The sequence below is a fragment of the Paracoccus homiensis genome, from assembly GCF_900111675.1.
GTDB classification, from domain to species: domain Bacteria; phylum Pseudomonadota; class Alphaproteobacteria; order Rhodobacterales; family Rhodobacteraceae; genus Paracoccus; species Paracoccus homiensis.
Genome location: NZ_FOHO01000006.1, coordinates 214,053 through 225,223, shown reverse-complemented (window position 1 = coordinate 225,223; position 11,171 = coordinate 214,053). Strand labels below are relative to the sequence as shown.

12 protein-coding genes and 1 tRNA gene are annotated in these 11,171 nt (G+C 62.6%); 4 read left to right on the top strand and 9 right to left on the bottom strand.

All coding sequences use genetic code 11. The features are described 5' to 3' along the window. The 5 genes from BMX67_RS10755 to pdxH form a co-directional block, all read right to left on the bottom strand. Positions 1 to 254, bottom strand: a 254-nt coding sequence (locus BMX67_RS10755) for a transposase (protein ID WP_245739419.1), incomplete at its 3' end; no start/stop codon positions are given. A 351-nt stretch (positions 255 to 605) separates the two neighbouring features. After that, a tRNA-Pro gene (locus BMX67_RS10750) sits at positions 606 to 682 on the bottom strand. Positions 683 to 723: 41 nt separating this feature from the next. Then, the gene (locus BMX67_RS10745; protein ID WP_245739418.1) at positions 724 to 1,245 is read right to left on the bottom strand and encodes a DUF192 domain-containing protein; all 522 of its coding nucleotides are present in this window, start codon (positions 1,243 to 1,245) and stop codon (positions 724 to 726) included. Next, positions 1,217 to 1,819, bottom strand: a complete 603-nt coding sequence (locus BMX67_RS10740) for a cold-shock protein (RefSeq protein WP_090734799.1) — start codon at positions 1,817 to 1,819, stop codon at positions 1,217 to 1,219. The genes BMX67_RS10745 and BMX67_RS10740 overlap by 29 nt, the downstream gene beginning before the upstream one ends. Positions 1,820 to 1,987: 168 nt before the next feature. Then, positions 1,988 to 2,602: a pyridoxamine 5'-phosphate oxidase gene (gene pdxH / locus BMX67_RS10735; RefSeq protein WP_090734798.1), complete on the bottom strand. Its 615-nt coding sequence runs from the start codon at positions 2,600 to 2,602 to the stop codon at positions 1,988 to 1,990. Positions 2,603 to 2,683: 81 nt separating this feature from the next. Here pdxH and fabI point away from each other — a divergent pair, with 81 nt between their 5' ends. From fabI to BMX67_RS10715, 4 genes are all read left to right on the top strand, one after another. Further along, positions 2,684 to 3,511, top strand: coding sequence for an enoyl-ACP reductase FabI (gene fabI / locus BMX67_RS10730; protein WP_090734767.1), 828 nt, complete (start codon positions 2,684 to 2,686; stop codon positions 3,509 to 3,511). Positions 3,512 to 3,515: 4 nt separating this feature from the next. Continuing rightward, complete coding sequence (locus BMX67_RS10725) at positions 3,516 to 4,127, top strand: LysE family translocator (RefSeq protein ID WP_245739417.1); 612 nt, start codon at positions 3,516 to 3,518, stop codon at positions 4,125 to 4,127. Between the two features lie 11 nt (positions 4,128 to 4,138). Continuing rightward, positions 4,139 to 4,639: a xanthine phosphoribosyltransferase gene (gene gpt, locus BMX67_RS10720; protein ID WP_090734765.1), complete on the top strand. Its 501-nt coding sequence runs from the start codon at positions 4,139 to 4,141 to the stop codon at positions 4,637 to 4,639. Between the two features lie 302 nt (positions 4,640 to 4,941). Continuing rightward, positions 4,942 to 5,769 carry a PRC-barrel domain-containing protein gene (locus tag BMX67_RS10715; protein WP_090734763.1) on the top strand — a complete coding sequence of 276 codons (828 nt, stop codon included), beginning with the start codon at positions 4,942 to 4,944 and terminating at the stop codon, positions 5,767 to 5,769. 53 nt (positions 5,770 to 5,822) lie between these two features. Here BMX67_RS10715 and trpE read toward each other — a convergent pair whose 3' ends face one another. From trpE to BMX67_RS10695, 4 genes are all read right to left on the bottom strand, one after another. Next, complete coding sequence (gene trpE, locus BMX67_RS10710; RefSeq protein WP_090734762.1) at positions 5,823 to 7,328, bottom strand: anthranilate synthase component I; 1,506 nt, start codon at positions 7,326 to 7,328, stop codon at positions 5,823 to 5,825. After that, a complete protein-coding gene (locus tag BMX67_RS10705; protein ID WP_245739416.1) occupies positions 7,328 to 9,238 on the bottom strand; it encodes a peptidylprolyl isomerase in 1,911 nt (636 codons plus the stop codon). The genes trpE and BMX67_RS10705 overlap by 1 nt, the downstream gene beginning before the upstream one ends. A 66-nt stretch (positions 9,239 to 9,304) precedes the next feature. Next, complete coding sequence (locus BMX67_RS10700) at positions 9,305 to 10,483, bottom strand: aminotransferase (protein ID WP_090734760.1); 1,179 nt, start codon at positions 10,481 to 10,483, stop codon at positions 9,305 to 9,307. A gap of 11 nt (positions 10,484 to 10,494) precedes the next feature. Continuing rightward, positions 10,495 to 11,142: a hypothetical protein gene (locus tag BMX67_RS10695; RefSeq protein WP_139206489.1), complete on the bottom strand. Its 648-nt coding sequence runs from the start codon at positions 11,140 to 11,142 to the stop codon at positions 10,495 to 10,497. Positions 11,143 to 11,171 lie beyond the last annotated feature (29 nt).

Here is an 11,171-nt window from a genome sequence, read left to right as displayed (position 1 = left end):
AGAAGCCGCCGCCCGTTCCTCAGCACGATCTCGAGCTGAACGTCCGGGGTGTCGCGCGGTGTCTCATGGGCAGTCGCGAGCACTGCCGCAGGCGCCATTGGCGAAACCGCCAGCGGGATGAATGAAGGCGGCGTCTCGTCGCCAAGCTCACCGTCGCGATACTGCCGCCGCCATATCGTCAGCAGAGACCGCGACACACCATGCCGCGGTGCCGTTGCCGCCACCTGGCGATGCCCCAGAAAACTCTCCTCCACGATCCGGATCTTATCCGTATCACTCCAATATCGCCGACGCGGCACATCCGCGGCAGAGAGGACTTCGATCTCGGGTCTGAACTTACGATCGGCCGTAAGGTCGGGCTTAGCACTGACGCCGAAACCCCGTCAGTCGGCCTCCGCCGGAGGGATACTCTCTATGATGCGCGCAGAACGACCGCCACCCGACTGCTGGAGGCGGGAGCTGATCTGAAGGAGATCGCAACACACATGGGATGGCCCGTGAAGCATGCGACCGAGGTGATCGAGCGCTTTGTAGCGCTGTCACCTGCGATGTCGGACGGACTAAAAGAAGCTGTAAAACGGCCTGCATGAAACTAGGCTAAGTGCTGGTCGGGGCGAGAGGATTCGAACCTCCGACCTACGGTACCCAAAACCGTCGCGCTACCAGGCTGCGCTACGCCCCGACTCGGCTGCTTCTAGCGGATAGATCCTGGAACGGAAAGGGTCAGTTGCAAGGACGCGCCGCTTTTGTCTGATCCAGTCGAGGATGCGCCATTGACTGCCCCGGCTGAATGCCAAGGCGTTCCGCGTCACCACCCGAAATTTCCAGAACCATCAGGCGTTCGGGATCAGGATCTTGCGCCACGGCACCCGGTATCGGTGTTTCGTCCAAGGGGCGCGCATTCTGGTGAATATGTCGCACGACACCATGCTCATCGAGAAAGATCAGATCCAGCGGGATAAGCGTGTTCCGCATCCAGAACGCAACCTCGCGGGGCGTGTCATAAATGAACAGCATTCCATGATGGGCCGGTAATTTTTTCCGAAACATCAGGCCTTGCGCACGCTCGGCATCGTCATCTGCGATTTCGACGTCGAATGATACAGCGCCGTCCTTGCCGAAGAACACGGCGCGATCCATCGCACAGGTTGTCGCGGCCCCTGCCCCGCCCGCACTCAGCAAAGCGAAGCCAAGGAATATGGCAATGTTGAGAGATCTACTCGGCGACATGCGCCAGAAAATCATCCTGATCCTGGTTCGACATCGAACCTTGCGGCATCAGGTCGTCATTGCCGTTCTCGGCAGCAACGCCCCAGCCGACGATCTGCGCCGCCATAAGACCGCGCGGTCCCTCGATCACCCGGATACCCACGGCTTCGCCGATGGCGAGATCCGAAAAGCCCGAATGGCGCAGAACTTCGATATGAATGAAGATATCATCCGGCATGCCGAAGATATTGGCGAAACCAAAGCCCTTGGCCTTGTCGAACCACTTTACCCGCGCAGGACGCAGCGGCAGCGAGTCTAGATGTTCGATAATCTCGGCATCCAGATCGGCAATCGGTGGCGTGCCATCCGTCTTGGGCGGCGAAATTTCAAGAACTTCGATCGCCTGAAGGCCACGAGTCGTCGGCTGCACCAGAATTGTGACATGCGACTGGTCAGCAACCGAACTGCGCCCGAAGTTCCGCAGGACATTGCCATGCAGCAGAATGTCGGCACCGCCTTCGTCATTCAGAACAAAGCCATAGCCTTTGGCAGGATCAAACCACTTGACCATGCCCGTAACTTGCTTTGCTTCCGTCTCAACCGTCGTCATCATCACACCGTTTACAGCGCTACGCGCACCAGAATGCAAACCTTAGTGAAGCTGCAAAACCAATTCAAGAAAATTGATATGCGCATAACATTACGTCAACATTTCCGTCCGTGACATTGGCGTCACGAACAAACCAATGGTCGAACGAAAAAATGGTTCGGTCAACCCCTACGGGTAGAGACGGGTTGAAAACCAGCGGTTTTTCGCGTCCCTGGTCCAGCGGAACCTGTCATGCAGGCGAAACGCACCATCGGCCCAGAATTCGATCTGAACCGGCGCGATGCGGAAGCCACCCCAAAATGGCGGTCGCGCAGGATTTGTGCCCTGCAACACGGCTTGGCGCGTCGCCGCCGCGACAAGCGTTCCGCGCCCTTCAAGGGGCTGCGACTGTTTCGACGCCCAGGCCCCAAGCCTGCTTTGCAGCGCACGGCTGCGGAAATAGGCGTCGGCGCGATCGCCCTGTTCCTTCTTGACCGTCCCGCGCACACGGATCTGCCGACGCAGGCTTTTCCAGTGCATCACGAAGGACGCCTTGCCGGTCTGGGCGATCTGCTGCCCCTTGGCGCTGTCATAATTGGTGTAGAACACAAAGGCGCCATCGTCCGGCCCGCCGTCGATTTCCTTCAACAAGACCATCCGCACATCGGGCAGGCCATCCGCATCCACCGTGGCTAGGGCAATGGCATTGGGGTCGTTCGGCTCGGATTTCTCGGCCTCGGCCAGCCAGGTCCGTGCAATCTGAAACGGGTCGTCGCCCGCAAAAATTCCGTCGCGATCAGCCATCTGGATCTCCTTGCCTTCTTGATGCGGCATGACACTTGTCCTAATCACATCGCAGAAGGTTGAAAGCGCGAGGGACAGGACATGTCAAGCGAGCAGAAGAATGGCCTGATGGCCGGTAAGCGCGGTCTGATCATGGGCCTTGCAAATGACAAATCCATCGCCTGGGGAATTGCGAACGCCCTTGCGCGTGAAGGTGCCGATCTGGCGTTTTCCTATCAGGGCGAGGCGCTGAAAAAGCGCGTCGGCCCGCTGGCGGAACAACTGGGTTCGGATCTGGTGCTGCCCTGCGACGTGGGCGACGAGGACTCGATTGAGTTGCTTTTCAACCGCTTGCAGGACGAATGGGGCAAGATGGACTTTCTGGTCCATGCCATCGGCTTTTCCGACAAGGACCAGCTGCGCGGCCGCTATGCGGAAACGACGCGCGACAATTTTCTTAAGACGATGGACATCTCGGTGTTTTCGTTCACCACCGTGGCCAAGCGTGCGGCGGCGATGATGACCGATGGCGGCTCGCTGCTGACGCTGACCTATTACGGCGCCGAACGCGTGATGCCGCACTATAATGTGATGGGTGTCGCCAAGGCGGCGCTGGAAGCCAGCGTCCGTTACCTGGCCGAGGATTTCGGCAAGGACGCCATCCGCGTGAACGCGATCAGCGCGGGTCCGATCCGCACGCTGGCCGCATCCGGGATCGGCGATTTCCGCTATATCATGAAGTGGAATGAGCTGAATTCGCCCCTGCGCCGCAATGTGACGCAGGAAGATGTCGGCAATTCTGCGCTGTACCTGCTGTCGGATCTGGGTGCGGGCGTGACCGGCGAAACCCACCACGTCGATGCGGGCTACCACGTCGTCGGCATGAAGGCGGTGGACGCGCCCGACATCGCCACCGTCAAGAAGGACTAGGATCTTGATCGTCACGGTCGAGCAACTGGCGCTGTTCGTCAGCACCTTGGCCGTGGCGATCCTGTCGCCCGGCCCCGGCGTCATCGCCGTCAGCCAAAGCGCGTTCTCGATGGGGCGCAGGCGCGCCCTGCCCTATGGCTGGGGTCTGGCGCTTGGCGCGTCGCTTTGGTGCCTGTTCTCGCTTCTGGGTCTGACGGTCCTGTTCCGCATCCTGCCCTGGACCTTCGTTGTCCTGAAGGTGCTGGGCGGCGCCTATCTGGTCTGGATCGCCTGGAAGATGTGGCGCGGGGCACCCGATCCCCTGCCCGACCCGGCCGAATCGCGCCGCGGCACCGGTTTTCTGGGCGGCTTGATCCTGAACCTGTCGAACCCCAAGCCCGCATTGTTCTATTCGGCGGTGCTGCTGTCGATCTTTCCCGCCCAGATCGGGGCAAGCGACAAGGCGGCAATCTATGCAACCGCGCTGACGGTCGAGATGTCCTTCTATACGGGGCTTGCCTGTCTTATGGCTTTGCCGCTACTGCGGCGGCGTTATTATGCTGCGAAGCTGTGGATCGACCGCGTGGCCGCTGCGCTGATAGGCGCATTGGGTCTGTCGCTGATCCTGCGCCACTGAAGGAGAACAAGATGATGGACCGCCTGCCCCACGAAAAAGGCTTTCATGTAAGCTGGGACCAACTGCACCGCGATGCACGCGCACTGGCCTGGCGGCTGGACGGAACCCCGTGGCGTGCGGTCGTGGCCGTGACCCGTGGCGGACTTGTACCGGCCATGATCGTCGCGCGCGAACTGGACATTCGCACCATCGATACGATCTCGATCCGGTCCTACAAGGGCGTCGGCAACGAGGCGGGTCAGGGCCAGCTGGAAGTGCTGAAACAGCCGGATGCCGAACTGATGGGCGATGGCGAGGGCATACTGGTCGTCGATGATCTGGTCGATTCCGGTCGGACGCTGGAACTTATCCACCAGATGTATCCCAAGGCGCATCTGGCGACCGTCTATGCCAAGCCGAAGGGCAAGCCGATGGTCAAAAGCTATGTGACCGAGGTCAGCCAGGACACCTGGATCTTCTTCCCCTGGGACATGGCGCTGCAATATGTTCAGCCGTTCCGCGGCGACGACTAGGCCCGGAAACCAGCCCCATCACCTGTCCAGGCCGCCCAATTCGCGTTGGGCGGCTTTTGTCTGCGCGACGCATCCAGTTTTCCGGCAAGTATTTGCGAGAACGAAATACACAGTGCAACCCTATGATCTAAAATGGTAATAATAGATTCCGACATTCTCAGGACACCGCCTGGGAAACGGACCTTTGGCGCGTTTCCGCACATCATTTGTCAGTCCAAGGAACTGCGATACGGGGCCCGTCATTGTCTTCCCGAAACGCGCCGCCGACGTGGCGGAGGACGTTGAACTAACTGGAGGAAGACATGCGTAAGCTTCTTTTGACCACCGCTTTTGCCCTGCCCCTGTCGATGACGGCTGCCTATGCCCAAGACACTGCCGCCGATCCCGCGGCCACTGCTGCCGACGAAAGCTCGGCGCAGATGGACAGCACGGCAATGCCCGAGGCAGGCGCCGAGGAAACGACCGACGCGGATGCTGCGGCAGCCGAACAAGAGGCCATGGCCCAGGAAGTCGCCGCCAGCGGCAAGGTTGCCCAGCAGCAAGCCGCAAATGAACTGCGTCTTGACTGGATTACCGACGCCACCGTCACCTCGCCCGATGGCGAAGGGATCGGCGACATCAACGACCTGATCGTCGATGGCGAAAGCGGCAGCATGATCGCCGCCGTGATCGGTGTCGGTGGCTTCCTCGGCATCGGTGAAAAGCAGATCGCCGTGCCTTGGGAAACCCTGACCGTGAACTATGACGCGCAGGAAATCACCAGCGAACTGACCAAGGACGAAGCCGACGCCGCGCCGGAATACGTGTTCCGCGATCAGGAATCGGCCCCGGCGGCCGAAGGCGAGATGGCCCCGGCAGCAGGTGACGATGCCATGGCGACCGACCCGATGGCACCTGCCGCAGGCGATCCGATGGCACCCGCCGAAGGTGACGCCATGGCCCCCGCAGAAGGCGATGCGATGGGCGGTACGGACGCGATCGCACCTGCCGAAGGTGGCACCGACACGATGGACCCGGCAGCCGCCGACAGCATGACCCCGGCCGAGGGTGAAGTTGACGCCGAAGAGGCAATGGACGGCGCCGCTGCGACCGAAGCAGAGGAAATGCCCGAAGAGCAGCCGGCCAACTAAGCCGCGCCACGCAGACAAGAAAGGCGGTCCTTCGGGACCGCCTTTTTCATATCCTAGCCATTTCCGCGGACAAAGCGTGCAGCGCCCTCTGCCGCCCGCGCCAAGGCTTTGCTTTTATTCACGGTTTCCTGAAACTCGGCCTCGGGGTCGCTGTCATAGACGACGCCGCCACCGGCCTGAATATACAGCGCCTGATCCTTGATGACCCCGGTGCGCAGCGCGATGCACATGTCCATCTCGCCATTGGCGGCAAAATAGCCGACGCCACCGGCGTAGACCCCGCGCTTTTCGGGCTCCAACTCGTCGATGATCTCCATCGCGCGCACCTTGGGCGCCCCGGAGACAGTCCCCGCAGGCAACCCGGCCAGCAGCGCGGACAGCGCATCTTCACCCTCACGCAATTCGCCCACCACGTTCGAGACGATATGCATGACGTGGCTGTAACGCTCGATCGTGAACTGCTCGGTCGGGCGCACGGTGCCGGGGCGTGCGACGCGCCCGACATCGTTGCGGCCCAGATCAAGCAGCATCAGATGCTCGGCCAGTTCCTTCTGGTCGCCCAGCAAATCGGCTTCAAGGACGCGATCCTCGGCTTCATCGGCGCCGCGCGGACGCGTGCCGGCAATCGGCCGCACGGTCACTTCGCCCTCGCGCAGACGAACAAGGATCTCGGGGCTGGCACCGACGATCTGGAAACCGCCCATGTTCAGAAAGAACATGAAGGGCGAAGGATTGGTGCGACGCAGGCTGCGATACAGCGTGAAGGGCGGCAGCGGAAAATCCATGCGCCAACGCTGCGACGGAACCACCTGAAAGATGTCGCCCGCGCTGATATATTCCTTGGCCTTTTCGACCGCGGCCAGATAGTCGGGCTTGGCGAAATTCGAGATCGGCTCGCCGATCTTCGCGTCCTGGCCCAGGGCGCGCGGCTCGGTCGGCTGACGGTCCAGTGATCGCAGCGCATCCATGACCCGTTCGGCGGCGCGGGCATAGGCAGCACGGGCATTGTCGCTGCCGTCGTGCCACGCGGGGGCGCACAGCGTCACCTCGCCCTTGACGCCATCCAGAACCGCCACGACCGAGGGCCGCATCATCATCGCGTCGGGCAGATTCAGCGGATCCGGGTTCACATTCGGCAGATGTTCAACCAGCCGGATCATGTCGTAACCCAGATAGCCGAACAGCCCGGCTGCCACCGGTGGCACGCCGTCAGGCATCGGATCGATCCGGCTTTCCGCGATCAGCGCGCGCAGGCTGTCCAATGCGGGGCGGTCATCGGGCTGGAAATCATCGGCAAAACGGGCGCTGCGATTGATCGTTGCCTTGCCGTCGCGACATTGCCAGATCAGATCGGGCTTCATGCCGACGATCGAGTAACGGCCCCGCACCTCGCCACCCGTGACCGATTCCAGCATAAAGCTCATCGGGGCGGCCTCGGCCAGTTTCAGCATCAGGCTGACCGGCGTGTCCAGATCGGCGGCAAGACGGATCGTGACCAGTTGGTTGCGACCTTCGGCCCAGCCGGCCTCGAAATCCGTGAACTCAGGCGAAAGATTCATCACTGGATCTGTGCGTTGATGGCGTTGATCGCCGATTGATTGACTTCGATCCCGGCCTGACGCTGCGCGGCGCGGGCATAATAGTCGAAGATATCGGTTTGCAGCGACTGGCCCAGCCGCTGCTGCACGGCGGATGAGACACGCACCCCGTCCTCGGTGCCCAGATCGGCGGCGTGAACCGCGTCCAGACGAACCAGAAAGACACGATTGCCAGCATCCACGACCTCGACCGAACCGGGTTCGTCGATGGCAAAGGCCTGCGTCAGAACATCCATGGGCAGCCCGTCGATCCAGCCATCACGGGTCAGGTCCGTATCCTGCGTCCAGGTCAGGGCGACGGGGGCGCTGTTGTCATCGGCCGCTGCGGTGTCACCATCTTCGGGCTGATCGGTTTCAGGCACAGGGTCGGCGGCGGCCTCGACGCGGCGTTCCTCGGCACGGGCCAGCAACTGACGGTGCTGTTCTTCCGCGCGCCAATCCTCGGCGACCTCGTCCCGGATCTCGTCAAAGGCGATCAGCGTCGGTGCGACGACCTCATCGAGACGCATGGCAAAGATGCCGCCGTCATTCAGACGCTCCAATGTCGGAAAATCGTTCTCGGTCACTTCGACGGCCTGTTCGCGGAAGGCGGGATAGGCTGCGATGCTGCCGTGATCGGGGTTCATGTCATCCGACCAGTCGATCTGGGCAAGCTCCATCGGCGTCTCGGCGGCGACATCTTCCAGGGTCGCGCCACCGGCCAGAAGGTCCTCATATTCGTCCAGGCGGTCGTCGATCATCCGGGCCGCCCGATCCAGCGCCGCCTCGCCTCGCAGGTCCGCCTGCGCCTGTTCGAACGAGATGTCGATCGGGTCCAGAATGGCGTTCATCGAAAACAGCGCCGGGCCAAGATCGGTCTGGATCGGGCCGACGACGCCCGGACCGTCCAGCGCGAAGACCGACTCGCCAGCCGCGCCCAGATCATCTTGGGTCATTTCCCCCAGATCGATCTCATCGACCGAAAGACCGCGTTCCGCGATGATGGTTTCAAACGGAACCTCACCACTGTCCAGACGCGCTTTCGCGGCCTCGGCTTCTTCCAGCGAGGGGAAGATCAGGCGGCCGGTGATGCGACGTTCGGGTTGCTGGAATTCGTCGATGCGCTGTTCATAGCTGTCACGCAACGCGGCCTCGTCCAGATCGACCTCATCCTGCAACATCTCGGGCGTCAGCCAGACATAGGTGATCTTGCGGGTTTCGGGCGCGGTGAAACGGGCGGCATTGGCCTCGTGCCAGGATTTCAGTGTCGCTTCATCCGGATCCTCGACCGGGGCGGCAAGCTCTTCTTCCGTCAGTTCGTGCCAGCTGATATCGCGCCGCTCCAGCAGCCAGCCTGCGGTCTGCTCGACCAGGGGTTGCGGGGCGGTCACGCCCCCGATCACGGCACGTTGCAACAGCAGGCGCGCTTCGTCCTGACGAACCTGTTCCTCGAATTCACCTTCGCTCAGACCCTGATTGCGCAGAACCGCACCATAGGCCGCGCGGTCAAAGCTGCCATTCGGGCCCTTGAAGCCGTCGGCCTGCGAAATCGACCGGACGACGCGCTGATCGCCGACCGAAACACCGATCCTGCGGGCCTGTTCGCCCAGGGCGGCGGCGGTGAACAATTGCGCCTGGATCGACTGCGGCAGGCCGATGGCCTGCGCCTGCGCCATGGTCACCTGCTGGCCTGCCTGCTGCGAATAGGCCTGAATCTGGTTCGTCAGCGCCCGCGCGTAATCATTCGCGGTCACCTTGGTTCCACCGACCGAGCCGATCTCGGACGAACCGCCCGAGAAGCTGGTCACGCCAAAGCCCCCAAGGCCAAGGACCAGCATGCCCATCAGCAGCCAGACGATCGTGGATTTTCCATGCGTGCGCAGGTTTTTCATGGCGCGGCCTTCCTTGGGGTCGTGTCAGCGCTGTCTTTAGGCCGCAGGTCGGGCGGCCACAAGTGTTCAGGCGCGGATCTGGGCAAGCCTTTCGGCCAATTCAGTAATTTCGGCGCGATCAATATTGGCGAAGGCCAGGCGCATATGCTGTTGCCCGACAGGATCACCATCGGGCGTAAACATCGTTCCGGGCAGGGCCAGAACGCCGATCTGGCCGACCATGTCGCGCGCCAGATCGGCCGAGGATCTGGCCGAAGGGTGCTGAACCCACGCGAAATAGGCACCGGCGGATTTCAGGACCCAGCCATCCAACGCGGTGATCGCCTGCTCTGTCGCCTGCCGACGCGCAAGAATCTCGGCGCGCTCGCCGGCAAGCCAGTCACCAAGGTTCTGCATCCCCCACAGCGCACCGATCTGCCCCAGTTGCGAGGGCGAGATGGCGATCGTATCCAGAAATTTCTCGATTTCCGCCATGCGTGCGACGGATGCGATCAGCGCCCCGACACGATGGCCGGTCAGGCGATAGGCCTTGGAAAAGCTGTAAAGCTGGATCAGCGTCCCGTCCCAATCGGTGCGCGCCAACAGATCATGGGGTGCGCCGTCGCGGCTGTCGAAATCGCGATAGGTTTCGTCCACGACCAGCGCAAGACCATGCCGCTGACACAGATCGAAGAAACGCGCCACCAGTTCGGCCGGATATTCCGCGCCCGAAGGATTGTTCGGGGTGACCAGCACGATTGCCCGCGTGCGCGGCCCGATCATTGCCGCGGCCCGTTCGGGGTCGGGCAGCATGTCAGGTCCGCAGGACAAGGGCTGGGTGGTGACGCCCTGCATGTCCAGCCACATCTTGTGATTGAAATACCACGGCGTCGGCAGGATCACGTCATCGCCGGCCCCCGCCAGCGTCGCCATCGTGGCACAGAACGCCTGATTGCATCCCTGCGTGATCGCCACGTTGCGCGCCCCGATCGCGCCGCCATAGGCGCGGCTGAATTCCTGCGCGACGGCCTGACGCAGATCGTCATTGCCAAGAACGGGACCGTAAAGATGCGCCTCGGGCAGCGACAGCGCGGCCTCGGCGATGGCGCGGCGCAGGCCCTCGGGCGGCGGATCGACCGGTGCGGCCTGGCTGACATTGATCAGCGGCAGATCGGCGGGGATCGTCACCTCGGACAGCCAGCGGCGCGCTTCCATGACCGGGGGCGCGAAGGTGGCGGCCATGGCGGGGTTCAGTTTCATCTTCAGTTCCGATCCAGTTATTTCAGGTCTGACAGGTCAGGCGGCGTGGACAGATCCAGCGCGGGACGCGACAGACCGGGGGTTTGGCTTGGCGCGATGGGCAGCACATCCGTCGGTTCAGGCTCGGCGGCGGGGCTGGCCACCGGATAAGTATCCGGCAGCACGTCCGGCGCCGCAAAGCTTGGCGCCGCGGGTCCGTCTTGCGCCGCGGGCGCCAGCGAGGCCGACGGTCGGGTGAAATCGGCCCGCGCTTCGCCTTGCGCCACCGCAGGCTGGGTCGGCCCCTGATCGGCACCGATCCCGTCATCCGCATGCGGACGGGCGACCGGATCATTGACCGCAAGGGGCGCGGGTTCTGCCTCGGGTGGGGTGACGGCGGGGGCCTCGGTCTGATCCAGCCGTCCCGCGGGCGCGATCAGCGGTTGCGGCGATTGCGGCGGCAGATCACCGGCCCGCCCGAATTCGGAACCGGCAGGCAGATCGATGTCGGATGCGGCGGGACGATCAGGCCGATCCTGCGGCGGCGGGGGTGAAGCAGGCTTTTCCACCCGCGAGTCGGGCTGCGAAACCACCGGCGTTCGGGGCGCCATCAACGACAATCCCGCCAACGCGACCACACAGATCACGCTGCCGTGCAGCAAACCTGACCAGAAACCGCCTGCCATCGCCCCTTCCATCCCTTGCGCGGGCTTGA